Source organism: Skermanella aerolata KACC 11604 (genome assembly GCF_000936425.1).
GTDB classification, from domain to species: Bacteria; Pseudomonadota; Alphaproteobacteria; order Azospirillales; family Azospirillaceae; genus Skermanella; species Skermanella aerolata.
In genome coordinates this window covers 149,730-173,467 of the sequence record NZ_AVFK01000014.1, presented here as the reverse complement: position 1 = coordinate 173,467, position 23,738 = coordinate 149,730, and the positions used below count along the sequence as shown (strand labels likewise).

At 64.3% G+C, this 23,738-nt stretch carries 22 protein-coding genes and 1 pseudogene; 20 read left to right on the top strand and 3 right to left on the bottom strand.

What is annotated here, in order from left to right; all coding sequences use genetic code 11:
• From N826_RS44225 to thiD, 5 genes and pseudogenes are all read left to right on the top strand, one after another.
• Positions 1-634, top strand: a pseudogene (locus N826_RS44225) (hypothetical protein); the annotation flags it as partial.
• A gap of 118 nt (positions 635-752) precedes the next feature.
• Complete coding sequence (ftsH, locus tag N826_RS18310) at positions 753-2,687, top strand: ATP-dependent zinc metalloprotease FtsH (protein ID WP_044431154.1); 1,935 nt, start codon at positions 753-755, stop codon at positions 2,685-2,687.
• 70 nt (positions 2,688-2,757) lie between these two features.
• Positions 2,758-3,834, top strand: coding sequence for a dihydropteroate synthase (gene folP, locus N826_RS18305; protein WP_244619549.1), 1,077 nt, complete (start codon positions 2,758-2,760; stop codon positions 3,832-3,834).
• 72 nt (positions 3,835-3,906) lie between these two features.
• A complete protein-coding gene (glmM, locus tag N826_RS18300; RefSeq protein WP_169789375.1) occupies positions 3,907-5,277 on the top strand; it encodes a phosphoglucosamine mutase in 1,371 nt (456 codons plus the stop codon).
• Positions 5,274-6,074 (top strand): bifunctional hydroxymethylpyrimidine kinase/phosphomethylpyrimidine kinase, encoded by an 801-nt coding sequence (thiD, locus tag N826_RS18295; protein ID WP_044431148.1) that lies wholly within the window; start codon positions 5,274-5,276, stop codon positions 6,072-6,074. The genes glmM and thiD overlap by 4 nt, the downstream gene beginning before the upstream one ends.
• Here the strand turns inward: thiD and ehuR are convergent.
• Positions 6,071-7,477, bottom strand: coding sequence for a MocR-like ectoine utilization transcription factor EhuR (gene ehuR / locus N826_RS18290; protein WP_044431214.1), 1,407 nt, complete (start codon positions 7,475-7,477; stop codon positions 6,071-6,073). The genes thiD and ehuR overlap by 4 nt on opposite strands.
• Before the next feature lie 94 nt (positions 7,478-7,571).
• On the opposite strand from ehuR, the gene N826_RS45330 reads away from it, so the two are divergent.
• From N826_RS45330 to N826_RS18240, 11 genes are all read left to right on the top strand, one after another.
• Positions 7,572-7,820: a DUF1127 domain-containing protein gene (locus tag N826_RS45330; protein WP_084720870.1), complete on the top strand. Its 249-nt coding sequence runs from the start codon at positions 7,572-7,574 to the stop codon at positions 7,818-7,820.
• Positions 7,821-7,822: 2 nt separating this feature from the next.
• On the top strand, positions 7,823-8,263 hold the full coding sequence (locus tag N826_RS18280) for a GNAT family N-acetyltransferase (protein WP_044431147.1): 441 nt from the start codon (positions 7,823-7,825) through the stop codon (positions 8,261-8,263).
• Between the two features lie 23 nt (positions 8,264-8,286).
• Positions 8,287-9,090 (top strand): PhzF family phenazine biosynthesis protein, encoded by an 804-nt coding sequence (locus tag N826_RS18275; RefSeq protein WP_044431146.1) that lies wholly within the window; start codon positions 8,287-8,289, stop codon positions 9,088-9,090.
• Positions 9,091-9,146: 56 nt separating this feature from the next.
• Positions 9,147-9,611 carry a MaoC family dehydratase gene (locus N826_RS18270; RefSeq protein WP_044431145.1) on the top strand — a complete coding sequence of 155 codons (465 nt, stop codon included), beginning with the start codon at positions 9,147-9,149 and terminating at the stop codon, positions 9,609-9,611.
• 200 nt (positions 9,612-9,811) lie between these two features.
• On the top strand, positions 9,812-10,975 hold the full coding sequence (locus tag N826_RS18265; RefSeq protein WP_044431144.1) for a phosphoserine transaminase: 1,164 nt from the start codon (positions 9,812-9,814) through the stop codon (positions 10,973-10,975).
• A 17-nt stretch (positions 10,976-10,992) separates the two neighbouring features.
• Positions 10,993-12,570 (top strand): phosphoglycerate dehydrogenase, encoded by a 1,578-nt coding sequence (serA, locus tag N826_RS18260; protein WP_044431143.1) that lies wholly within the window; start codon positions 10,993-10,995, stop codon positions 12,568-12,570.
• A gap of 175 nt (positions 12,571-12,745) precedes the next feature.
• Positions 12,746-12,949, top strand: coding sequence for a hypothetical protein (locus N826_RS43110; RefSeq protein ID WP_147040552.1), 204 nt, complete (start codon positions 12,746-12,748; stop codon positions 12,947-12,949).
• A gap of 330 nt (positions 12,950-13,279) precedes the next feature.
• Positions 13,280-13,795, top strand: a complete 516-nt coding sequence (locus tag N826_RS18255; RefSeq protein WP_044431142.1) for a putative pterin-binding protein — start codon at positions 13,280-13,282, stop codon at positions 13,793-13,795.
• Positions 13,796-13,863: 68 nt separating this feature from the next.
• Positions 13,864-16,035: an ATP-binding protein gene (locus tag N826_RS18250; protein ID WP_169789373.1), complete on the top strand. Its 2,172-nt coding sequence runs from the start codon at positions 13,864-13,866 to the stop codon at positions 16,033-16,035.
• 72 nt (positions 16,036-16,107) lie between these two features.
• A complete protein-coding gene (locus N826_RS18245; protein WP_244619550.1) occupies positions 16,108-17,097 on the top strand; it encodes an HD domain-containing phosphohydrolase in 990 nt (329 codons plus the stop codon).
• Positions 17,098-17,365: 268 nt separating this feature from the next.
• Positions 17,366-17,770, top strand: coding sequence for a hypothetical protein (locus tag N826_RS18240; protein WP_044431138.1), 405 nt, complete (start codon positions 17,366-17,368; stop codon positions 17,768-17,770).
• Positions 17,771-17,818: 48 nt separating this feature from the next.
• Here the strand turns inward: N826_RS18240 and N826_RS18235 are convergent, their stop codons facing one another.
• Both N826_RS18235 and N826_RS18230 read right to left on the bottom strand, forming a co-directional pair.
• On the bottom strand, positions 17,819-18,226 hold the full coding sequence (locus N826_RS18235; protein WP_044431136.1) for a hypothetical protein: 408 nt from the start codon (positions 18,224-18,226) through the stop codon (positions 17,819-17,821).
• 21 nt (positions 18,227-18,247) lie between these two features.
• Positions 18,248-19,333, bottom strand: coding sequence for a hypothetical protein (locus N826_RS18230; RefSeq protein WP_044431135.1), 1,086 nt, complete (start codon positions 19,331-19,333; stop codon positions 18,248-18,250).
• 312 nt (positions 19,334-19,645) lie between these two features.
• Here N826_RS18230 and N826_RS18225 point away from each other — a divergent pair, with 312 nt between their 5' ends.
• From N826_RS18225 to N826_RS18210, 4 genes are all read left to right on the top strand, one after another.
• Positions 19,646-21,046, top strand: coding sequence for a hypothetical protein (locus N826_RS18225; protein WP_147040555.1), 1,401 nt, complete (start codon positions 19,646-19,648; stop codon positions 21,044-21,046).
• A complete protein-coding gene (locus N826_RS18220; RefSeq protein ID WP_147040557.1) occupies positions 21,039-22,235 on the top strand; it encodes a hypothetical protein in 1,197 nt (398 codons plus the stop codon). Before N826_RS18225 ends, N826_RS18220 begins: the two co-directional genes overlap by 8 nt.
• 125 nt (positions 22,236-22,360) lie before the next feature.
• Complete coding sequence (locus tag N826_RS45325; RefSeq protein WP_052831552.1) at positions 22,361-23,071, top strand: OmpA family protein; 711 nt, start codon at positions 22,361-22,363, stop codon at positions 23,069-23,071.
• Positions 23,072-23,201: 130 nt separating this feature from the next.
• On the top strand, positions 23,202-23,678 hold the full coding sequence (locus N826_RS18210; RefSeq protein WP_044431130.1) for a DUF4399 domain-containing protein: 477 nt from the start codon (positions 23,202-23,204) through the stop codon (positions 23,676-23,678).
• Positions 23,679-23,738 lie beyond the last annotated feature (60 nt).

Here is a 23,738-nt window from a genome sequence, read left to right as displayed (position 1 = left end):
CCGGGCGCGATCCGCTCTCGACGCGGCCGCGGCGCGGCTCGCCGCCCAGGCGGTGGAGGTGTGGCCGGAAGGCTGCGTCCTGCTGAGGCAGGACCCTTTGTGCGACGCCGAGGAGGAAACCGCTCTCCGCCTGCTGTCCCGCTGCCTTGCCGCCGTCGGTGGTTCCCGCTATCGGCCCAAGCTGGAAGCGGTGGAGCGCCTGTATTGTACGGTCCGTGACGGCAGCCTCGGGCGCGGGCGCACCCTCGGCGGGTGCCGCATCCTGCCCTACCGGGACGGCCGCCTGCTGATCGCCCGCGAACCGGAGGCCGCAGACGAGCAGGCCGAACTCGGGCCCGGTGCGACGATCCTCTGGGACGGCCGGTTCACGGTAAAATCTCTGTTTTCCGGCGCGGCGCGGGTCGTTCGGCTGGGCCTCCATCCCGTCACCATGGACCCGGCGCTCCGGCGGTTGCCGGCGCCGGTCCGGCAGACGCTTCCCACTATCGTTTGCGTAGACGGTGAGGTGTTTCTTCCCCGGTTCGAATTTGCTAATCATTTCAAGCACCCGGAGGGGGATCCCCGTCCGGATCGTGCTGTCGCCCTGTTCAGGCCGCAGGAACCTTTTGCGGCCTTCGCATTCGTAGTTGTTTAAAGTGAGGGCGGCATTATCTAATCTGATGGACTTCCCAAGTATCGGGGATCAAGTGGCGAGGGCTGGCGCCCGGCGTGTGTTCATTGACGCCGAGGTTGTCCGACGAAAGGCGTGAACCGTGAACAATTTCGGTAAAAACCTGGCTCTCTGGATCATCATCGGGCTCCTGCTGGTAGCCCTTTTCAATCTGTTCCAGAGTTCCTCTACCCGTAGTCCGCAGGCGAGCGTGCCGTTTAGCGACTTCCTGAACGAGGTCGAACGGGGCCAGGTCGCGGATGTGACGATCAAGGGCAATCAAATCAGCGGCCACTTCACTGATGGCCGCTCGTTCAGCACCTATTCCCCGCCTGATGCCAATGTGGTCGATCGTTTGGCCGATCGGGGCGTCCGGATCAGCGCCATGCCCGACGACAGCAATGTGCCGTCGTTGTTTAGTGTGCTGCTGTCCTGGTTCCCGATGCTGCTCCTGATCGGCGTGTGGATATTCTTCATGCGCCAGATGCAGTCGGGCGGCGGCAAGGCGATGGGCTTCGGCAAATCCAGGGCGCGCCTTCTGACCGAAAAGGTCGGAAGAGTGACGTTCGATGACGTTGCCGGCATCGACGAGGCCAAGCAGGAGCTCGAGGAGATCGTCGAATTCCTGAAGGACCCGCAGAAGTTCCAGCGCCTGGGCGGCAAGATCCCCAAGGGCGTGCTGCTGGTCGGTCCTCCCGGTACCGGTAAGACCCTGACGGCGCGGGCCGTCGCGGGTGAAGCCAACGTTCCGTTCTTTACCATCTCGGGTTCCGACTTCGTCGAGATGTTCGTCGGCGTCGGCGCGAGCCGCGTCCGCGACATGTTCGAGCAGGGCAAGAAGAATGCTCCCTGCATCATCTTCATCGACGAAATCGACGCGGTCGGACGTCATCGCGGCGCCGGCCTCGGCGGCGGCAACGACGAGCGCGAGCAGACCCTCAACCAGTTGCTGGTCGAGATGGACGGCTTCGAGGCGAACGAGGGAGTCATCCTGATCGCCGCGACCAACCGTCCGGACGTCCTCGACCCGGCCCTGCTGCGTCCCGGCCGTTTCGACCGTCAGGTCGTGGTGCCGAACCCCGACGTGCTTGGCCGCGAGAAGATCCTCAAGGTCCATATGCGGAAGGTGCCGCTGGCTCCGGACGTCGAAGCCCGCATCATCGCCCGTGGCACTCCCGGTTTCTCGGGCGCCGATCTGGCCAACCTCGTCAACGAAGCGGCTCTGCTCGCAGCCCGTGCCGGCAAGCGCGTCGTCGGTATGGCCGAGTTCGAGAACGCCAAGGACAAGGTCATGATGGGTGCGGAACGCCGCTCCATGGTCATGACCGAGGACGAGAAGAAGCTGACGGCCTATCACGAGGGCGGCCACGCCATCGTCGCGATCCACATGAAGGATAGCGATCCGGTCCATAAGGCCACCATCATCCCGCGCGGTCGCGCGCTCGGCATGGTAATGCGCCTTCCGGAAGGTGACCGTATCTCCCTCAGCCGCGCAAAGCTGGAAGCCGACCTTGCGGTCGCCATGGGTGGCCGCGTCGCCGAGGAACTGATCTTCGGCATCGACCGTGTCACGACAGGCGCCTCGTCGGACATCAAGATGGCGACCGACATCTCGCGCCGCATGGTTACCGAGTGGGGCATGAGCGAGAAGCTGGGGCCGTTGCTGTACGGCGAACCGAGCCAGGAGGTCTTCCTGGGTCACTCGGTTACCCAGCACAAGAACATGTCCGACGCGACGGCCGCCCAGGTCGACGCCGAGGTTCGCCGGATCGTGGACGACGCCTACGGCACCGCCCGCAAGGTGCTGACCGAGAACCTCGATCAGCTCCACACCCTGGGCAAGGGGCTGCTGGAGTACGAGACCCTGTCGGGCGAGGAGATCAACGCCCTGCTGCGCGGTGAGGCGATCATCCGTACCGACAAGCAGGACACGCCGCCGCCGCCCAAGCAGCCGACTCCGGGGCGCCGGGCTTCGGTTCCGACCAGCGGCAGCAAGGACTCCGGCGGTCTCGAGCCGGAACCCCAGCCGGGTACGTAAGGACTGAGAACTGATGGCTCCAATCGGTATGGAGCCGGCAACGAGCCCCGGATCACTCCGGGGCTTTTGCTTGTCGGCAGAGCGCGATGGCGGCGCGGTCTTCGTCCGCCCCTTGGGCATCCTGGGACACGAAACGGCGGCGGCGGCGGTCGAAGCGGGTATCGCCCGCTGGCTGGCCGGCGGACCGCTGGCCTTCGCCATGGTGGAAGTGATCGTCAGGTGGCCGGACGGCGGTATCGGCCGCGCATCCGGGACGCTGGCGGACGTCGCGGGCTGGGAACAGGTCGTTGAACGGCTTGACGCGCTCTCCAGGCCCCGTCAGCCCTTCGCCGGCCTCGCCCTCGACAAGCCGGCGATCATGGGGATCATCAACGTCACCCCCGACAGCTTCAGCGACGGCGGCGACTTCCTCGACCACGCCAACGCCATCGCCCAGGGCGCCGCTTTGCTGGATGCCGGAGCCGATATCCTGGACGTCGGCGGTGAGTCGACCCGTCCCGGCGCCGATCCGGTATCGCCGGAGGAGGAGATCCGGCGCGTCGTCCCGGTCGTCCGTCATTTCGCCGGAACGGGAGCCAAGGTGTCGATCGACACCCGTCACGCCGCCGTCATGGCGGCGGCGCTGGAGGCGGGAGCGGCCATCATCAACGACGTCACCGCCCTGACAGGCGATCCGGAAAGTCTCGGCGTCGCGGTCCGGTCGGCGGCTCCAGTCGTCCTGATGCATATGAAGGGGGAGCCGCGCACGATGCAGCAGGCTCCCGACTACCTGGACGTTTCGACCGACGTCTACGCGTATCTGGCCGAGCGGGTCGCGGTGTGCCTGGATGCCGGCATCCGGCCGGAGAACCTGTGCGTCGATCCCGGCATCGGCTTCGGCAAGACGGTTGCGCACAACCTGGACGTCCTGCGCCATACCGCGCTGTTCCACGGCTTAGGATTGCCCGTCCTGATCGGCCTGTCGCGCAAGGGCTTCATCGGCGCCCTGAGCCGCAAGGAACCGCCGAAGGACCGGCTCGCCGGATCGCTGGCCGGCGCGCTCGCCAGCTTGGGGCAGGGAGCCCAGATCGTCCGCGTCCACGACGTCGCGGAAACTTATCAGGCACGGGCGCTATGGCTGGCTCTCGAGGGGCAAAGCGCCACCTGACCGAATGCGTCTGCCCTCACGGTTGGCATATTGCCGGTTTTTCCGCTAGAACACCGCGATTGTTCGAGAGGGATCATGACGCGAAAACTGTTTGGTACCGACGGCATCCGCGGCACCGCCAACATCGAGCCGATGACCGCCGAAACCGCGCTGAAGGTCGCCATGTCCACGGCGATCCAGTTCCATCGCGGCGATCACCGGCATCTGGCCGTGATCGGCAAGGACACGCGCCTGTCCGGCTACATGCTGGAGCCGGCGCTGACGGCGGGGCTGATCTCCATGGGCATGGACGTGGTGCTGGTCGGTCCGATGCCGACCCCGGCGGTCGCCATGCTGACCCGCAGCCTGCGCGCCGATCTCGGCATCATGATTTCGGCCTCCCACAACCCGTTCCAGGACAACGGCATCAAGCTGTTCGGCCCTGATGGCTACAAGCTGTCGGACGAGGTCGAGGGCGAGATCGAGGCGCGCTTGAACGATCCCCTCGGGACCGGTCTGGTCAAGCCTGCGGCGCTTGGCCGCGCCAGCCGACTGGATGATGCCAGCGGACGCTATATCGAGTTCGTCAAGAACACCTTCCCGCGCGGCCTGCGGCTCGACGGTCTTAAGATCGTCGTCGATTGTGCCCATGGCGCCGCCTACAAGGTCGCCCCCAAGGTCCTGTGGGAGTTGGGCGCCGAAGTCGTCGCGGTCGGCGTCAAGCCCGACGGCATCAATATCAATCGTGGCTGCGGCGCCACTGCCCCGGCGATGCTCCAGAGCGAGGTGCTGGCCAACGGCGCCGATCTCGGCATCGCGTTGGACGGCGACGCCGACCGGCTGATCCTGGTGGACGAGAAGGGCCGGCAGGTCGATGGCGACCAGCTCATGGGCATGGTCGGCCGGTCTTGGTGCGAAACGGGACGGTTGAAGGGCAACGGTGTCGTCGCCACCGTCATGTCGAACCTGGGTCTGGAACGCTACCTCAAGGGCATCGGCCTCGACCTCGTCCGGACGCCGGTGGGAGACCGCTACGTGGTCGAGCACATGCGCGAGCACGGCTTCAACGTCGGCGGCGAGCAGTCCGGCCATATCGTGCTGAGCGACTATGGCACGACCGGCGACGGCCTCGTCGCCGCCTTGCAGGTGCTGGCGGTCATTCAGGAGAGCAAGCGCCGGGTCAGCGAGGTCTGCCGCGTCTTCGATCCGCTGCCGCAATTGCTGAAGAACGTCCGGTTCGGCGGGGGCGCTCCGCTCGAGGACGACCTCGTCAAGGAGGCCATCCGCGATGGCGAAGCCCGCCTTGACGGCATCGGCCGCCTGCTGATCCGCAAGTCCGGGACCGAGCCGGTCATTCGCGTCATGGCCGAGGGTGACGATGAGTCCTTGGTTAATGCGGTCGTGGGGGATATCGTAAACAGCATCCAGCAGGCGGCTGCCCGGGAACAGGAAGCGGCGGAATGAAGGGAAGGGTCTTGATCGTCGCCGGCTCCGACAGCGGAGGCGGCGCCGGTATCCAGGGTGACATCAAGACTGTCACCGCACTGACGGGATATGCCGCGACGGCGATCACGGCCCTGACCGCCCAGAACACGCTGGGCGTGTTCGGCATCCATGCGGTGCCGGTCGAGTTCATCGCCCAGCAGATGCGGCTGGTGTTGGAAGACATCGGCGCCGACGCGATCAAGACAGGCATGCTGCACAGCGCCGAGGTCATCAACGCTGTTGCCGATGTGATTGAGGAATTGGGGACCGACATCCCGCTGGTGGTCGATCCCGTCATGGTCGCCAAGGGGGGAGCCTCGCTGCTCGACCCGGACGCCGGCCATGCGCTTCAGCGCCGGCTGCTGCCGCTGGCGGAGGTCCTGACTCCCAACATCCCGGAAGCCCAGGTGCTGAGCGGGATGGAGATCCTCGACATCAACGACATGCGCCATGCCGCCAACCTGATCCTCAGCTACGGACCCCAGGCCGTGCTGATCAAGGGCGGGCACATGGAAGGCGAGACCGTCACCGATATCCTGGTCACCAACGACGGGGAGGAGGTCTTCACTTCCCGCCGAATCGAAACGGTCCACACACACGGAACCGGCTGCACGCTGGCCTCCGCCATCGCGACCGGCTTGGCGCAACGGCTGACCCTGCCGGAAGCGGTGACGCGGGCGCGGAACTACGTCGATCAGGCAATCCGGCAGGCTCCCGGCTACGGCAAGGGCCATGGCCCGCTGAACCACGCCTGGACGGTCGACGACGGGTTCTAGACGACTGACAGCGACGCTCCCACGGGGTTCATCAGCAACTCGGCGATGACTTCCAGCCCATGGCGGACATCGTCGCGCCGCTGCGGCATGGAAATGCCGACGCGGACGGCATGGGGCGCCGCACCCCGTCCGACCATGAAGACGTCGGCTCCGGTCAGCATGATGCCACGCTGGCGCGTTTCCGAAACGAAGTCCTCACGCCGCCACGGCTCCGGCAGCTTCAGCCAGAGATGCTGGCCGACCGACGGCACGGCGATCACCGGACAGTCGCGCAGGATGTCCTGCGCCATGGCATGCCTGATCCGGCATTCGCGGCGCTGGGCGTCGGCGAAGCGGTCAGCGCTGCCGTCCTCGATCCAGCGGCTTGCAAGCTCGCTCATCAGCGGCGGCACCGCGTAGTTGAGCGCCCGCATGGTGCCTTCCAGCCGGGGCATCAGGCGCGACGGCGCCACCAGATAGCCGATCCGCAGGCCGGGCGCGATGCTCTTGGACATGCTGCTGATATGCAGGGTGATATCCGGCGCCAGCGTCTGGATCGGCGGCGGCGCGTCCGGCATCAGGAAGCCGAAGACGTCGTCCTCGATGATCGTGACATCGTATTGCCGGGCGATTTCTATGATGCGCAGCCGCCGCTCCAGCGGCATCACCGCCGTCGTCGGGTTGTGCAGCGTCGGCACGGTGTAGAGGGCACGCGGGGCGGACTGGCGGCAAGCCGCCTCGAACGCATCCGGCAGCAAACCGTCCTCGTCCATCGCCACCCCTTCCAGCCGCAGCCCTAGGGTGGAGGTCAGGGCCTTCATGCCGAAATAGGTCAGCCGCTCCGTCAGGATCAGGTCGCCCGGCCTCGCTACGGTCGAAATGGAAATCGCCATGCCGTTCTGAGCGCCGCTGGTCACCAGCACGTTTTCCGGCCCGACGGAAAGCTGGTGCCGGCTCAGCCATTCGGCCCCCGCCGCGCGATGCGCCGGCAACCCGCCATGGGGCGGGTATTCCAGCAGGCCCCGGAAGTCGGCCGGGTTCGACATGCTGGCGAACATCGTGGCCAGGGCCTCGGCAACCCCGGCGCTGCTCGGCGTGCAGAGCGACAGGTCCACAACCGCCGGGATGTCGCCGGGAGGCGGAGGCAGTTGCGGCCACTGGTCCATTGCGCTGGCGGGAGTGCCGGCCTTGACATAGGTCCCGCGCCCGACCTCTCCCCCAATCAGGCCGCGCCGCTCGGCTTCCGCATAGGCGCGGGTCACCGTGCCGACCGTCACCTTAAGGTGATAGGCCAAATCCCGGTGCGTCGGCAGCCGGGCGCCGACCAACAGGCGGTTGGAGGATATATCGGCGGCCAGTGCGTCCGCGATGGCGCGATAGCGCGGGCCGGGGAAGTTCGCAAGGTCGGGAAGCCAATTTGTCATGGTGACAATGTTATAATTGACCCTCATCCGAATCAAGACATAATCGCATTGTCTCGATTGTAGCGAGGCAGAACGCTGGTGGATGGAGGATTGTATGCGTACAATTGATGCGACGGCCCGCACGACGGCGGGCGTTCCGGTGGTTTTCTCGAAGGGGCTTCGCGCCGCCGCCGGGCTCCCGGTCCGCATGCTCCTGAAGATGCTTGACGTCTATCTCGCATGGGACGAGAAGCGCCGCCAGCGCCTAGCCTTGCTTGCGCTCAGCGACGAGATGCTGAAGGATATCGGCATCAGCAGAGCGCAGGCCGATGCCGAGGGGAGCAAGCCATTTTGGCGGGATTGACCATGAAGACCGAAGCGGACGATACGGTGGTCGTGTACGCGCTGGAGCCCGGATTGTCCGGGACGGAGTTCGTCGATGTGCTGGTGCGGTCCAGCCTCTCCGAGCGCCGCCCAGTCGCGGATCTGAAGCGTATCGGTACAATGCTGGAGCGGGCTGACATTATCGTCACCGCCCGCGCCGGCGGCGTTCTGGTCGGCGTCGCCCGGTCGGTCACCGACTTCAGCTATTGCTGCTACCTGTCCGATTTGGCAGTGGACCGGCAATGGCAGGGCAGGGGCATCGGCACCGGACTGATGCTGCAAACCAAGGCTGCCGCCGTGGCGGAGTTCGGCGACGGCGTCCGCTGCATCCTGCTCTCCGCCCCGGCAGCCATCGAATTCTATGAGAAGGTGGGGCTGGAACGGCATCCCAACTGTTTCGACTTTACCAACCTGAACGGGTAAGACTTAAACGGGTAAGACGGATCATGAGCCAGCGCATTTATCAGGTGGATGCATTCACCGACATCGTCTTCGGCGGCAACCCGGCGGCGGTCATGCCGCTCGATACATGGCTGCCGGACAGGATGCTCCAGGATCTCGCCGCCGAGAACAATCTGGCCGAGACAGCCTTCTTCGCGCCGGAAGGGCAGGACGGCTACCGGCTGCGCTGGTTCACTCCCACGACCGAAGTCGATCTGTGCGGCCATGCCACCTTGGCCAGCGCCTTCGTCATCATGACGATTCTCCGTCCGGGAACGGAGCGGGTGGAGTTCGCCACCCAGGTCGCGGGTACGTTGCCGGTCACCCGATCGGGCGACCTGTTCACCCTGAACTTTCCCTCCCGGCCGGCCGAAGCGGTCCCGGCCGACTCCGATCAGTTGAAGGCCGACATCGCGGCGGCGTTGGGCGGCGGCACTCCGGCGGACATCTTGGTCGCGCGCGACTACATGGTCGTCTACGACGACGCGGCGTCGGTGGCGGGGCTCGCTCCCGATTTCTCGGCGCTGAGCCGGCTCGACCGCGCCGTGCTCGTCACCGCCCCCGGCAGCGGCGAGGTCGATTTCGTCTCGCGCTACTTCGCGCCCAGCCACGGCATCGCTGAAGATCCCGTCACCGGTTCGACCCACTGCACGCTGACGCCGTATTGGGGGGAGCGTCTGGGCAAGACGGAGCTTGTAGCCCGCCAGCTTTCCAAGCGCGGAGGGCTATTGAAGCTCAAACTGGCGGGCGACAGGGTCTTGATTTCCGGGACCGCCGTGCTGTACCTCGAAGGCACCGTATATCTTTAAGTAAGCAATGAAGAGGCTGAGACGGCAGCCCGTGCCTTTGGGGAGCGATCCGGCGCATGCAGACCAAGTATTTCGAGGACTTCCTGATCGGCGAACGGATCGAGACATCCGGCATCACCCTGACCGAAGCCCAGATCATCGACTTCGCGCTGGTCTACGATCCCCAGCCGATCCATGTCGATACCGTAGCCGCCTCCAAAGGCCCTTTCGGCGGCCTGATCGCCAGCGGTTTCCAGACGCTGGCGCTGACTTTCCGGCTGTTCCGCGATACCGGCACCATCCATGACAGCAGCCTGGGCGGCAGCGGCGGCGACGAGCTGCGCTGGCTGCGTCCGGTCCGTCCGGGCGACACTCTGCATGTCATCGCAGAGGCGGTCGAGATCGTGCCGTCGCGTACCCGCGACGACCGGGGCCGAGTGCGGCTCCAGTACACGACATACAACCAGCGGGACGAGGCGGTGCTGAGCGTCCTGCTCGACCACATCGTCGCCCGCCGCTCGCCGCTGGCCGTATCGGTTTGATTTGATGCGTCCGAGTTGTTGGGCCACGGCCCAACCTACGAATTCATCACCCGTAGGTTGGGCCGTGGCCCAACACATCTCTCCGATGCCTCCTCCCGGCACAGTATTGCGCCGTTGATTTGGCGAATAGCTCTCCTTAGTATCCGCGCCGGGCCACGACCCCCCACCGGGTCGCAACTATTCTGCAAGGAATAGCCGTCATGAAGCCGAACACGCGGCCAGTCAGTACCCATTTCTCCTCCGGTCCCTGTGCCAAACGTCCGGGTTGGTCGCTCGAAGCGCTGTCCGACGCCCTCGTCGGCCGCTCGCACCGCTCGAAGCCGGGCAAGGCCAAACTCGCCGAGGTTCTCGATCTCAGCCGCTCGATTCTCGGCATTCCCGACGGTTACCGCATCGGCATCGTTCCCGCGTCCGATACCGGTGCCGTCGAGATGGCGATGTGGTCGCTGCTGGGTGCCCGTCCGGTGGACATGCTGGCGTGGGAAAGCTTCGGCAAGGACTGGGTGACCGACGTCGTCAAGCAGTTGAAGCTGGCCGATACGCGGAGCATCCAGGCCGACTACGGCAAGCTGCCCGACCTGTCCCAGGTCGATTTCAGCCATGATGTCGTGTTCACCTGGAACGGCACGACCTCGGGCGTCCGCGTCCCCAACGGCGACTGGATACCGGCCGACCGCCAAGGGCTGACCATCTGCGACGCGACCTCGGCCGCCTTCGCAATGGACTTGCCCTGGGACAAGCTGGATGTCGTGACGTGGTCCTGGCAGAAGGTGCTGGGAGGCGAAGCGCAGCACGGCATGCTGGTGCTCAGCCCGCGCGCCGTCGAGCGGCTGGAAAGTTACAAGCCTGCCTGGCCGATGCCCAAGATCTTCCGCCTGACCAAGGACGGCAAGATCTCCGAAGGCATCTTCAAGGGCGAGACCATCAACACGCCGTCGATGCTGGCGGTGGAAGATGCGATCGACGGCCTGCACTGGGCGCAGTCGGTCGGCGGGCTGTCCGGCTTGATCGCCCGGTCGGAAAGCAATCTGGCTGCCTTGGCGGATTGGGTCGAGAGGACGCCCTGGATCGGCTTCCTCCCCGTCGATCCCGCCATCCGGTCCTGCACCTCGATCTGCCTGAGGATCACCGATCCGGAGATCACGGCACTCGATCAGGCGACCCAGGCCGATGTCGCCAAGAAGGTGGCGTCGCTGCTGGAGAAGGAAGGTGTCGCCTACGACACGGCATCCTACCGGGACGCGCCCGCGGGTCTGCGGATCTGGGGCGGTGCCACGGTGGAGCGCAGCGATATCGAGGCGCTGATCCCCTGGATCGAGTGGGCCTTCGCGACCGTCAAGTCGGAGACCGTCAAAGCTTCCTGAACGGGGGAACGTGCCGTATGCCTAAAGTCCTGATCTCCGACAGCCTGAGTCCACGCGCCGTGGAAATCTTCCGCGAGCGGGGCGTCGAAGTTGATGTCAAGACCGGCCTCAAGCCGGAAGACCTGAAAGCGATCATCGGCGAGTACGACGGGCTGGCGATCCGCTCGGCAACCAAGGTGACGAAGGACGTGCTGGCCGCGGCAAGCCGGCTAAAGGTGGTCGGACGCGCTGGCATCGGCGTCGACAACGTGGACATCCCGGCGGCGACCTCGCGCGGGGTCGTCGTGATGAACACGCCGTTCGGCAACTCCATCACCACGGCCGAGCATGCCATCGCCATGATGTTCGCGCTCGCCCGCGAGATCCCGGCCGCCAACGCCTCGACTCAGGCCGGCAAGTGGGAAAAGAACCGCTTCATGGGCGTCGAGCTGACGGCCAAGGTGCTGGGCGTCGTCGGCTGCGGCAATATCGGCTCTATCGTCGCCGACCGGGCGCTGGGGCTGAAGATGCGGGTCGTCGCCTACGATCCGTTTCTCAGCCATGAACGCGCCGTCGATCTCGGCGTCGAGAAGGTCGAGCTGGACGAGCTTCTGGCCCGCGCCGACTTCATCACCCTTCACACGCCGCTGACCGACGGCACCCGCAATCTCATCAATGCGGAGTCGCTGGCGAAGACCCGCAAGGGTGTCCGCATCATCAACTGCGCCCGTGGCGGCCTGATCGTCGAGGAAGACCTGAAGGCGGCGCTGGAAAGCGGTCACGTCGCCGGAGCAGCGCTCGACGTCTTCGCGTCGGAGCCGGCCAAGGACAACGCCTTGTTCGGCATGGATCAGGTGATCTGCACGCCGCACCTTGGCGCCAGCACGACCGAGGCGCAGGAGAACGTGGCGCTCCAGGTTGCGGAACAGATGGCCGATTATCTGGTGTCCGGCGCCGTCGTCAACGCGCTGAACATGGCGTCGGTCTCGGCGGAGGACGCGCCGAAGCTGCGGCCCTACATGGCGCTGGCCGAACAGCTCGGCAGCTTCGCCGGCCAGATCACCGAGAGCGGGCTGAAGGGCGTCACGGTCGAATACGAAGGCCATGTCGCCGAACTGAACACCCGCCCGCTGACGGCATTGGTCCTGATGGGCCTGCTGCGCCCCTTGCTCAACAGCGTCAACATGGTCAATGCCCCGGTAATCGCGCGGGAGCGGGACATAGAGATCGCGGAGACCAAGCGCGAGCGGGCCAGCGACTATCAGACGCTGATCCGGGTGATCGTCGAGACTGAGCACCGGGCGCGGTCGCTGACCGGGACGCTGTTCGGCGGCGAGAAGCCCCGTCTCGTCGGCATCGAGGATGTGCCGATCGAGGCCGAAGTTTCCAGCCACATGCTGTTCATCCGCAACGAGGACAAGCCCGGCTTCATCGGCCATCTCGGCACGACGCTGGGTGACGCCGGTGTCAACGTCGCGACCTTCCACCTGGGCCGCACGGCGCCGGGGGAGAACGCGATAGCCTTGGTGTCGGTCGATCAGCCGATCAGCGACGAGGTCCTGCGAAAGATCGAGGCCTTGCCCAGCGTCGTCAGGGCGAAGGCGCTGAGTTTCTGACTTTCAGCGTCCCGCTGCGGCGTTTCGGATATTTTCTCCATCTTTCCACCATACCAAGGCTTGGCCCTGGTAACCTTGAGTGCGATCGAGGTTCCTGCTACTGCCCCCCCCCCTGGCCTCGGTGTCCAAGATCAAAGCGCGGAGCGATGCGGTGGCGCGGTGCAGGGGCTGGAGGTTGAATCTCGTCCCAAAGGCGGAAGATGCGGTCCGGCAGCGTCGTGCAGACCGCGCCACCAAGCCGATTGCCAAAGTGCCTGCCAACATGGCGAACGGCGCCACACCGCGCCGCAACAAGCGGTCGCTACCAGGCCGGGTGAATAACCATGGTAATGGTCATGGCGGCGATCGTTATGCTAACAAGAGAATGATGCTGGATTGAACGCGATGAACTTGAGGTTTTAAAGCCCTTCTTGTTCCATGACCAAAATCCTTTGCAGGATACAGCGGGGAGCCGGCAACTCTTGAATCGTCATGTCAGCGGATTATGCCGAAGGTTCAATCGCCGATGCTGGCACCGATACCCTTCGGTCTATTAACGGACTGTTCGGTGGTTCCGGTCCATAATGGGATCATCGGTCGGAGCGGCACCTTCGCGATGCCCGGATGCCTCGCATAGGTCGAATAAGGTAATATTTATGACAAAATTCTAACTAGTCCTCTAATATCGAAAGAAGTATCAACCTCATCCATATTTCGCGTGGAGAGTGCCATGTCCGCGTTAAGAGTATTTGGGATACTGCTGACCGTCTGGATTGCGGTAACGGTGCCGGAAATTGCGGCGGCAGGTACGTTGGCCGCCCCGACCGGTCCCGTCGTTCTTACCGTCACCGGGCGCATCGCTAATACTAATGCCGGCAAGGCGGCCGAGTTCGACATCGCCATGCTGGAGGCGCTGCCCGGCCGTACCGCCAGGGTGAACACACCTTGGGCCGAAGGAGTCAACGACTTTCAGGGTCCCTTGACCAGGGCCGTCCTGGAGGCCGTAGGGGCGGAAGGGGCCAAGCTGAAGGTCATTGCCCTGAACGACTATTCGGCGGAAGTGCCTGCGGAAGACTTCATCAAGCATGATGTGATCCTGGCGCTCAAGAAGAACGGCGCCTACCTGCCGGTCCGCAACCAGGGACCGATCTTCGTGATATATCCCTTCGATCTCAATCCAGGACTTTACAACGAGGTGTATTTCAGTCGATCCGTATGGCAGGTGAAAAGCATAGAGGTCCAATAGCGGTTCGCCCGCGCTGGGCCTCTATCGAAGGCCTGTGTAACAGGAGGTTGCCGAAAGTGGTGCATTCCTTGCGCGCAAAAGCGCTGCTCGGTCTTAGCGGGATGCTTTTGGTTTCCTGTGTGATCCTGCTGACGCTGCTGCTCGACCGGCAGGCGGAAGTAGACGGCAGCGTTCGCGAGGATGCGGTATGGGCTGCCTATCAGCTTGATCGCGAAACGGTGAAGCTGGATGCGGCGCTTTCGGACTATATGGCGCAACCGACGCAGCGGACTGCCGCGGAGGTGACGCTGAGATACGACATCCTGTTCAGCCGGACGGCCCTGCTCAGGGGAGGGCAGCTTGCGGCCATCATCTCCATCGTCCCGGAAGACGCCGAGCGCGCCTCCCGGATCGTCGAGATGATCGAACGGCTGGCGCCCGGCGTCGAGACCCTTGATCCCACGATGCTTGATCTCGCCGCCTTCCGCTCCGCGGTGCGCGAAGTCCGGCAGATGACGGAAAGCCAGCTGGTCCGGATCAATGCGCGCCGCTCGGTCGAACTCGTGGCCTACCGCGACAAGACCCGCATCCTGTCGGTGGTGCTCGCGGTCTGCGTCGCTGCGCTGGCGGCCAGCATGGCCGGCATGGTGTGGATGCAGTTCGGACAGCTTCGCGACCTGCGGCGCTCCCGTCTGCGGCAGACCGCCCTTGCCAAGGAATTGGAGCAGGCGCTCGCCGCGGCCGAGTCGGCGAACCGGGCAAAGTCGGTCTTCCTCGCCACCATGAGCCACGAGATCCGGACCCCGATGAACGGGGTCATCGGAATGGCCGACCTGCTGCTGGGTACCATGCTGACCGCCGAGCAGCGTCGCTACGGACAGGTGATCCAGACCTCGGCCGAGGCTTTGCTGACCGTACTCAACGATATCCTCGATTTTTCCAAGATGGAGGCCGGGCGTTTCGAACTGGACGACGCCGATCTGGAAATCGAGCCATTGGTCGGTAGCGTCATCGAACTGTTCGTTCCGAAAGCCCGCGAGAAGGGTGTCGAACTTTCGGTGACGATCGAGGAAGCCGCTCGGGTAACGGTGCGCGGCGATGCCGGCAGGCTTCGTCAGGTACTGGTCAACCTGATCGGAAATGCGCTCAAATTCACCGCCGAAGGCGGTGTCGACGTTGCCGTCGGCACCGATGCTGCGGGGGACCTCCGTTTTGCCGTCCGCGATACTGGACCGGGCATATCGCAGGAGGGACAGGCCAGCCTGTTCCAGATGTTCAATCAAGTCGACGGGCAGGCCAGCGGCAAGTCGGGCGGCACCGGGCTGGGGTTGGCGATCAGCAAACGGCTGGTCGACCTGATGGGAGGCCGTATCGGCGTCGAAAGCACCCTGACCCAGGGCAGCACCTTCTGGTTCACGCTGCCCCTGCGTCCCGGTACGGGGGATATGGCCAAGGCCGTCATGACCAGCGGGGCAGTGCCGGGCGGGACAGCCCAGGCGACGCCGCCGGCCGTCGCGGCGATCGGCGCATTGCGCATCCTCGTGGCCGACGACAACCCGGTCAACCAGCAGGTCGCCGCCGGCATGCTCAGGCGGGGCGGTCATCAGGTCGATGTCGTCGGAAATGGCGCCGCCGCGATAGAGGCTGTCGTCAAGGGAGCTTACCACCTTGTCCTGATGGACATCGAAATGCCGGAGATGGATGGTTTCGAGGCCACGCGCCGTATCAGGTCGCTGGAAGGACCCAATGCCTCCGTGCCGATCGTGGCGCTGACCGCGCATGCCATGAGGGGAGACGAGGCCCGCTGCATCGATGCCGGCATGAGCGACTATATGCCGAAGCCGATCAGCCGCCAGCGACTGGACGAAACCGTGAGGACGTGGGGCCGCAACATGCCTTCCGTCGACAGGGTCGAGCGCGGACCCGTCATCGATCAGGACACGCTGGAGGAACTGATCCAGACGATGGGATCGGATGCCGGGCTGCTGTTCGAGACCTTCCTGTCGGATTCCGCTGTTCGGGTCGCCGCGATCCGCGCCGCCGCATCGAACTGCGATGGCGTCCGCCTGGAGCTGGAACTCCACAGCCTGTCCGGTGCCGCCGGCACCATGGGGCTGCCATCGCTGGTGATTGCCTGCGAACAGCTTCGCAAGGCGGTGGGGCAGGCGACCTTGCCGCCGCCCCAGCATCTGGTCGACCGCATCGACAGCGCCCTGGACGAGGCGAGGGACGCACTGCTTTCGTGCGCCCTGGCCGCCTGACGTCCGGCAATGACCTAACGACTCTACCTTGCCGTAACGGGCCTGAAACCGAGAATGAGAAGCGCCTTGGCCATGACCGACATGACTCTCCTGATCGTGGACGATAGTCCGGCCGACCGCCTGCTGATGAGCCGGTATGCCGAGGCGGTCGGCGATGTCCATGTCAGGACGGCGTCTTCCGCGCAGGAAGCCCTGACCTCGTGCGAGGAGCAGGGCGTCGACTTGGTCGTCACCGATTTCATGATGCCTGGAATGGACGGCATGGCGTTCGTTTCCCGGCTGCGCTCGATGCCGAACATGACCGACGTACCGATCGTGATGGTCACGACCAATGCCGATACCGGCCTTCGTCGCGACGCACTGCTCAACGGGGTCATGGATTTCCTGTCCAAGCCGGTAGACAGGATCGAATTCGTCGCACGTTGCCGCAACCTGCTGGCGCTCCGGGCATCCAGTATCCGCCTGCGCGAGGAAGCCGCGAGCGAGCTGATCATGCGCCTGTCGCGATCAATGGACTCTCGCGATAGCGAGACCGGCGCCCATCTGGAAAGGATGGCCCGCTACGCCGCCGTCATCGCGGCGGCGATGGGACTGTCCAGGCAGATGCAGGAGCGCATCCGCATGGCCGCGCCGATGCACGACATCGGCAAGGTCGCGGTTTCCGACCACATCCTGTTCAAGCCCGGCCGCTACACGGACGAAGAATTCGAGGTCATGAAACAGCACACGCTCCACGGCTACAGGATCCTGGACGACAGCGCCTCTCCCCTGGTCCGCCTGGCTGCGACGATCGCTCTCAGCCACCACGAAAAATTCGACGGCTCGGGTTACCCGCAGAGATTGAAGGGCAAGGATATTCCTCTGGCAGGCCGCATCGTCGCCATCGCCGACGTGTTCGACGCGTTGACCAGTGCACGGCCCTACAAGGAAGCATGGCAGGTCGAGGAGGCTCTCGATTTCCTCAAGGCGAACACCGGCAGTCATTTCGACCCTGACTGCATGGCCGCGTTCTTCTCAAGCCTGCCGGTGATACTGGAGATCAGGGAAGAGTTCCGGGACTGATCCTGCGGGTCCATCCTTGAAGTAACGATGAGTGGATAAAGGCGTTTTGCGGGTGTCGCAAAATGAAAATAGCAAAATGCGAATAGTATCTATGACAAATTGCCGAATAACTTCTCATGACACCAGAAAACCGCGGAATCACGTGCGGATCCACTGAGCCTTCGCGTCTGTTCCATAGACCGAAAGCAATGTTCCGGCTGGCATCGCTTATGCAAATCCCCACTGAAAGTACGGTTTTCAATGCACTGTGGTGGGGAGAAGTTCAAAAATGTCAAATTCCGGAAGCTCCGATGCGTCCACTACGACCGCGTCAACGGCAGCCTTTACAGCCGGCAGCTCCATCGTGGATCTGGCGGAAGTCCGCGCAGCCCGGAGCCGCACCGCTCCGGCAGCCGACGCGACCCGTGTCGCCGGCGACGACCTTTTCGAGGGGATCGAGCGTCAGGCCTGGATCGTCGGAACGGCGGCCGAGCTGATGATCTCCGGAATGAACCGGTTCATCGACGAACTCGATGTTCTCATGAGCGAAGTCAAAGTCGCCAAGGAGTTCTGCTCCGCCTGTCAGGAGGCCTGCGAACTGGAGGATCTCGACGCCATGATCGAGGCTCGCGACCGTCTCCGTGCCGAATTCAACAGCCGTTCCACCAGCGCTGCCGGTCTGGCCGCGGAGTGAGGCGGCCATCCCGGCTTGCGGAGGCTGGGGACGGAGCGGCCGTCCCCGTCAGCCTCCCGTCCGGGTTTGAACGACCGACTGCCCCGGTCTGACTTGACGGGCTTCCAGGTAGGCGCCGGCAACGTTCAGCAGCGCCAGCATACCGATGACGGCCACGGCGATGCCGCTTATCAGGTTGGCCCAGCGTCGGGCGCGCCGCTCGTTCTGGTGTTTGAGTTCCTGAAGCCGGCGGTCGGCGGCATCGACCGTCCTGCGGGTGATCGCCAACTGGCCCCGCCTGCCATGCTTCGACCATTCCACGATCAGGGTGGAGGCTTTGCGGGCCTCGATCATCCGGCGCGCGAATTCCCGCGCTATCCTGGACGATGGAAACTCTCCCATCAATTCGCCGGAAGTGTCCACCACCCGGATGAACTCCTCCTCGCCGGTGGCGGCCCTGGAGCCTTGGTCGGACATCGATCGTTCCTCCGGCCGCGGTTAGGTCTGGTTGCGGGCTTGGAGTTTCCCCAGGCGCGCCGACATTTCGCTGTCCACCTGTCCGGTACGCCAGTCCTCGTTCTGCTGGACGATCCGGTTCTGGCGGCGCTGAAAGTCGGCGGGCTCGACATGGATCCGGGTCTGGCTTTCGCTGCGTGGAACGACGGGGATGATCCGCATGATCTCCGTGATCCGCTGGTGGCGTCCCAGGGTCTTGTCCCCGTCCGTACCGTCCCACAGGTCGCAGACCTGTCCCCAGCCGTCCAGCAGCCACGACAGCCGTTCCATGCTCTGGCGGGCCGACGTGACGCGGACATCCCATTCGGCGACGAAGCGGATGATATTGCCGATGTCGCGGTCGATCTCGGACAGGATCGAATTGCCGATCCTCATGGTCAGCTGCGCCACCTCGGCCAGAGTCCGCGTCGTGCCGCCGCTGTCGGTGCGTATCACCTCGTCGCGGAAATGGCTCAGCCGATGCAGAAGCTGGCGCAGACGCCCGCGCTGCCCTTCGATCTCGAAACCGATCGGCTGGATGATGTCGCTCAATTCCAGGATCCGCTGATGGCAGGCCTCGGGAGTGGTCGCGATGTGGTCGCCCAGCCGGCGGAACGCCTGCTTCACCATCGTGCGCCCCTCGGGCGAGTGGATGTTGATCAGGGCCAGTGCCGCGCGGTCGGTATTGACGCCCGTCGCCTCGATCACCCGCAGCATCAGGAAAAAGCCGCTGGCCAGCTTTTCCGTCGCTTCCCGTTCCAGCGCCTTGTTGGCCTGTTCGATCAGCTCGGGACCGCCAAGCCCGGTCCGGGCCACCCGATATGCCGCCATCCTGATCTTGTCGGGCGTGGTCGCATCGGAATAGGAGATTTCGGCGTGAAGCGCCTTGTCGTGAAGGGATAGTCGGACGACCTGCGGGATGCTTGCCCAAGGGAAGACATAGGTACAGCGTCCTCCGGAAAATCCGTTGACCAGGACCTCCAGAGCGCCGCGGCTGCCCCGCCGCAGACGACAGTATGCCAGTTCCGGCGTGGTGAACGGGATGGTCGTCCCCCTTTCCTCGAAGGTCGACGGCACCGTGTCATGCACTACATCTCCAGCCTGGCCTAACGCTGTTACTCCACTCATACCTACCCCCTGTCAAAACAAGATAACAGCGCCGGCTTCCACCAATGGGTACTATTTTAGACGATGTTACGGCATTAACCCCCTATAAAAAGAGGTATAGTTGGTCGGTATTCCCAAAGTCTTAGTTCAAGACATACCTCTACAGAGGTAAACTTCTAGGTGATCTGTTTGGCGCCTACGGGCGTTCAGGACTAGTTCTATCGATAGTATATTCAATTTTTATGCAAAAGCTTAGTGTCGCCGGAATGGGCAAGGGGTCTTGAAGCTATGCAGTTGCCGGAAAGACAAGAGCTGGATCAGCTTTCCGAAGAGAAGATCAAGATGGTCTATGCTCTGGCGGACAAGATGCCTGATGGCCAGCTGCGCGGTCAGCTCAAGGATCAGATCCGTCACAGGCTGAAGAAGATCCGGCCGCTGCGCCGGCTGACGGCTTCGCGGCTGTTCTGTCTTCCGTTCGAGAGCCTGCTGTCCAACGATGCGTTACGCGTGAGGACGTTCGGCAGTATCCCACGCAACTGCGTCGGTCCCTTGTGGTCGCTTGTGAAGGAAGAGCTGCCAGACCACGGGGCGATCGACCGGATCGATGCCTCCAACCAGATGCTGATGCCGCAGCCGTGCCCGATGATGGAGCACCGCCAGCTTCTCGCGTCCTTCGCGGATGCCGTTTCCCGCATCCGGTCCAATCTGTCGAGCGACCGTGGCATGCCCGCCCGGCTGGCGGCGATGCACCGCGACTTGCCCGATGTCATGGAGGAAGTCCACGCCATCTACCAGATGCGGGACGAGATCCTTACCGCCAAGCGCCAAATCATGGCGTCGGAACAGCTGATCGGCATCGGGGACGATTATGCCCGATCCGTGATGGCGCTGGCGCGGCAGGCTTCGGCGGGGCGTGGGGATCAGCGATGGTACAAGCTGTTCTTCCTGGTGCTGCTGATGGACGAGGACCTCGCCGATCATTCCGGCGCCTTGATCGAAGCCTTGGCGGAAAAATCGGCCAGAGGCGCCGGTGCGTCGATCGCCTCCGAAGTCTGCGAGCTCATGGTGGCGCGGGAGGGCGAGGCGCTGAAAGCCGGCTTCGCCGCGGCACTGACGACTCCGGCCGATCTGAATGCCGCTGCCGATCAGGTGCGGGCATCCGCGGAAAGCCTTGGCGTCATGCGCTTGGCTTCGCCCCACCTGAACCGCCAGATCGGCGAAAGCATCGATCAGATGGAGGGCCGCATCCACGAGTTCCTGGGCGGCCAGTTCGCCAAGGCGGCAAGCGCCAGCGTCGCATCGTTCACCGGGGGACCGGGAGAATCTTTGCCGACCATGGATGAGATAAAGGCGCTGGGCCAGACCATCCTCGCGGTTGCCAAGGTCCAGGCCGCGATCCACCACATCTACGATCCGCCGGCCGACCTGAAGGAACTTGCAAAAACGGCCATCGAGTCCGTCGGGGCCAGATTGGACCGGATTGCGGCGGCGCGCGTCGCCGGCACGATGCGGCAAAAGCAGGACGCCCTGGCGGTGGCCGTGCAGGTCGCCCGTTCGATCGAGCCGATCAGCAACGAGGAAACGGTGCTGGAAATGCTGGAGGACTGTGCGGTGCAATTGGGGTTCGCCGAGAGCAGCGATCCGGCGCAGTTCTTCCTGAAGATCATCCACGCGATGAATACGACCCATGAGTAGATCCTCCCCTACTTCGAGCCTTAGCAGAGGCGCCGCCGGCAAGCAGGCGGAACCGGCTCGCGTGGCTTACGGCGGGGATGCCCAGACGCTTCGGCTGGCCTATGACTACGCCCCGTCCACCTTCGACGAGCGTGGGACTACCGTACCCTTCACGACGCCTGAACTGGCGTTCTCCAGGGTCAGGCGCGACAGCAGGACGAATCATCTGGAAGTGCTCGTCATGGGCTTTTCCGGCGGCCGGTCGATCTATGTCTTCCCCTGGGAGGGGCTGACCTCCGTACTCCGGCTTACCCTTCACGACCGGGCGCTTCAGGCCGAGATCAGTCTGGCCGACGCCATCACGCCGATGCGCATGCGCTTGGCGGCCCACCGGGTCGCCCGGACCGGGCTTGCCGGAGTGGAAGCCGCCGCTGCCGCGTCGGTCGCGATGGAGCGGATCGCGCAGGACGAGAAGCTCACCCGCGAAGCCATGCTTCGCCGGATCATCCGGCTGACCGGCGTGCTCGACAAGACCACGGACGATCTGATGCGGCGCGTCCGGGGCCGTGTCGGCGAAAGCATCATCGTCCAGGTCTCGGAGGTGTTCGCAAAGCTGACGCGGCAGCCGTCGGACCTATGCCGGACCAGGCTGCTGGAACTGAGCGACGCCATGGGGCCGCTGGGGTTCGCCGACGAGGAGGACGCCGGCTATCTGCGCCGGACGCTGCGCCAGCTGGGCGACCTGCGGGCGTCGATTTCCGCCGCGAATATCGGGGCCACCGGCCACCTCGCCGCCGAGACCGCCGGAGTGACCGCCCGGATGGCCGAGCGCATGATCGGCGAGATCGACCGCGAGATCAGGAACCTGCCGGCCTTCTTCGGCAACTGGGAAACCAACATCGCGCAGCTTCGCCATGCGATGGACCGGCTGGCCTGGCTGCTCGACGGCTGGCTCGACGTTTGCGAGTTATGGCAGGCCGCCATGGCCGACCGGCAGAACATCGACCACCGCCGGATCGCCGAGATCATGCGGATCATTCCGCTGGTCCCCAAGGGCGAATGCGAGACGACGGTCCGGGTCACGATGGACAATCTTTCCGGCATCCGCCACCGCATCGTCCAGCAGCTCCAGGACTGGCGGACGGGGGAGGTCGATTACGAGGTCGTCAGCCGGATCGAAGCCATCAAGGCGCGGACTGCCGTTCTGTAAAGAAGCCCGGCAACTGCGTTTTTTCCAAACATATGAACTCCTTCACTGCGGAGCGGGCTCCCAACCGTCAAAGTCTTCCCATGCAGAGGCAATGAACAACGCCTTACCTGACATGGAGACCGGACATGCACAGCATCTTCTCCCGCAGCGTCGTCACCGCACTCCTTCTCGTTCCCGCTTTCGCGGCATCCGTATCGGCGGGAGAGGTCAGGATGTTCGACCGGCCGCCGACCGTCTCCGAAGTCCAGGAAATGCTGGCCGCTCCGGCGCCCGCTCCCCGCTACCGCAGCATCGAAATCATCGGCGGCGCAGTGAAGTCGGCCCAAAGCAACGCCCCGTCCCCTTCGACGACCCATGCATCCTATGAGACGACCGAACGCCGTCAGGCCGCGCCCGCGACTGCGATGCCTCCGGCACCGGTCGAGGAGGCCGCTATGACGCCGCCGGCCCAGGTCGCTACCGCACAGGCCCAGCCCAGGGAAGAGCGTGCTCACGCATCCGACCAGGCGGCCTTCGGTTTCCGCATCAACTTCCGCTTCGACAGCGCGGTCATTCCGGCCGACGCTTATGAGTATCTGGATACGGTAGGTACCGTCCTTCACTCCGAACCCAACGTCGCTATCGTCGTCGAAGGACATACCGACGCCAAAGGCGCCGATGCCTATAACCTGAAGCTGTCGGAGCGCCGGGCGAAAGCGGTCGAGGACTATCTGGTTCAGAAGCATCAGATCGCGGAGTCGCGGATCCATGCCGTCGGCAAGGGCAAGGCGGAGCCCCTGACCTCCAACCCGTTCGATCCGAACAACCGCCGGGTCCAGTTCGCCCGCGCCAACTGAAATGTCCGTCTTCCTGATTAATCAGGAGAGCCTTACCCCCTTATCCAGAAGACTCCTCACCGGGTAAGCATTTCAATTTTTCGGGCGTTTAACCGACAATGTTCATGATGCCACGGCTGGAGAGGTTGAAATGATCGTACGCATTGCGGCTCTTCTCCTCACCTGCGCCCCGGCCCTTGCGGTTGTCGCCATTCCCGCGACGGTCCAGGCGCAGGATGCGGCCACCGTCCAGCCGGACACACCGCCGAAGCGGGGGCAGGCGCCCAAGGATGCGCGGGCCTATATCATCTGGCCGCCCAACGGCGCCGTGATCGATGGCGGAAAGCTCTGGGTCCGGATGGGTCTTCAGAACTTCGGGGTGGCTCCGGCGGGTGTTCGCCGGGACAACACCGGGCACCACCACCTGATCATCGACCGCGACCTTCCGCCGCTGGACGAGCCGATCCCCAATGACAAGAACCACCTGCATTTCGGCGGCGGCCAGACCGAGGCGAGGATCGAGCTGCCGCCCGGGACCCATACGCTCCAGATGCTGATCGGCGATGCCGACCATGTCCCGCACGATCCCCCTGTCACGTCGCCCAAGATCACGATCACCGTTCGCTGAGGCGCGATCCGCCGACTTTGAGCAGCCGACTTCCAGCCGTCGACAAGAGCGCCGAAACAG

Bases quoted from the DNA above. Each gene is read 5' to 3' on its own strand.
- N826_RS18280 (WP_044431147.1), top strand. From the start codon at position 7,823: ATGAAGACCGAAGCGGACGATACGGTGGTCGTGTACGCGCTGGAGCCC.
- N826_RS18240 (WP_044431138.1), top strand. From the start codon at position 17,366: ATGTCAAATTCCGGAAGCTCCGATGCGTCCACTACGACCGCGTCAACG.
- N826_RS45325 (WP_052831552.1), top strand. From the start codon at position 22,361: ATGCACAGCATCTTCTCCCGCAGCGTCGTCACCGCACTCCTTCTCGTT.
- N826_RS18255 (WP_044431142.1), top strand. From the start codon at position 13,280: ATGTCCGCGTTAAGAGTATTTGGGATACTGCTGACCGTCTGGATTGCG.
- N826_RS18265 (WP_044431144.1), top strand. From the start codon at position 9,812: ATGAAGCCGAACACGCGGCCAGTCAGTACCCATTTCTCCTCCGGTCCC.
- thiD (WP_044431148.1), top strand. From the start codon at position 5,274: ATGAAGGGAAGGGTCTTGATCGTCGCCGGCTCCGACAGCGGAGGCGGC.
- N826_RS18220 (WP_147040557.1), top strand. From the start codon at position 21,039: ATGAGTAGATCCTCCCCTACTTCGAGCCTTAGCAGAGGCGCCGCCGGC.
- N826_RS18275 (WP_044431146.1), top strand. From the start codon at position 8,287: ATGAGCCAGCGCATTTATCAGGTGGATGCATTCACCGACATCGTCTTC.
- ehuR (WP_044431214.1), bottom strand. From the start codon at position 7,477: ATGACAAATTGGCTTCCCGACCTTGCGAACTTCCCCGGCCCGCGCTAT.
- N826_RS18270 (WP_044431145.1), top strand. From the start codon at position 9,147: ATGCAGACCAAGTATTTCGAGGACTTCCTGATCGGCGAACGGATCGAG.
- N826_RS45330 (WP_084720870.1), top strand. From the start codon at position 7,572: ATGCGTACAATTGATGCGACGGCCCGCACGACGGCGGGCGTTCCGGTG.
- serA (WP_044431143.1), top strand. From the start codon at position 10,993: ATGCCTAAAGTCCTGATCTCCGACAGCCTGAGTCCACGCGCCGTGGAA.
- N826_RS18245 (WP_244619550.1), top strand. From the start codon at position 16,108: ATGACCGACATGACTCTCCTGATCGTGGACGATAGTCCGGCCGACCGC.
- N826_RS18210 (WP_044431130.1), top strand. From the start codon at position 23,202: ATGATCGTACGCATTGCGGCTCTTCTCCTCACCTGCGCCCCGGCCCTT.
- N826_RS18235 (WP_044431136.1), bottom strand. From the start codon at position 18,226: ATGTCCGACCAAGGCTCCAGGGCCGCCACCGGCGAGGAGGAGTTCATC.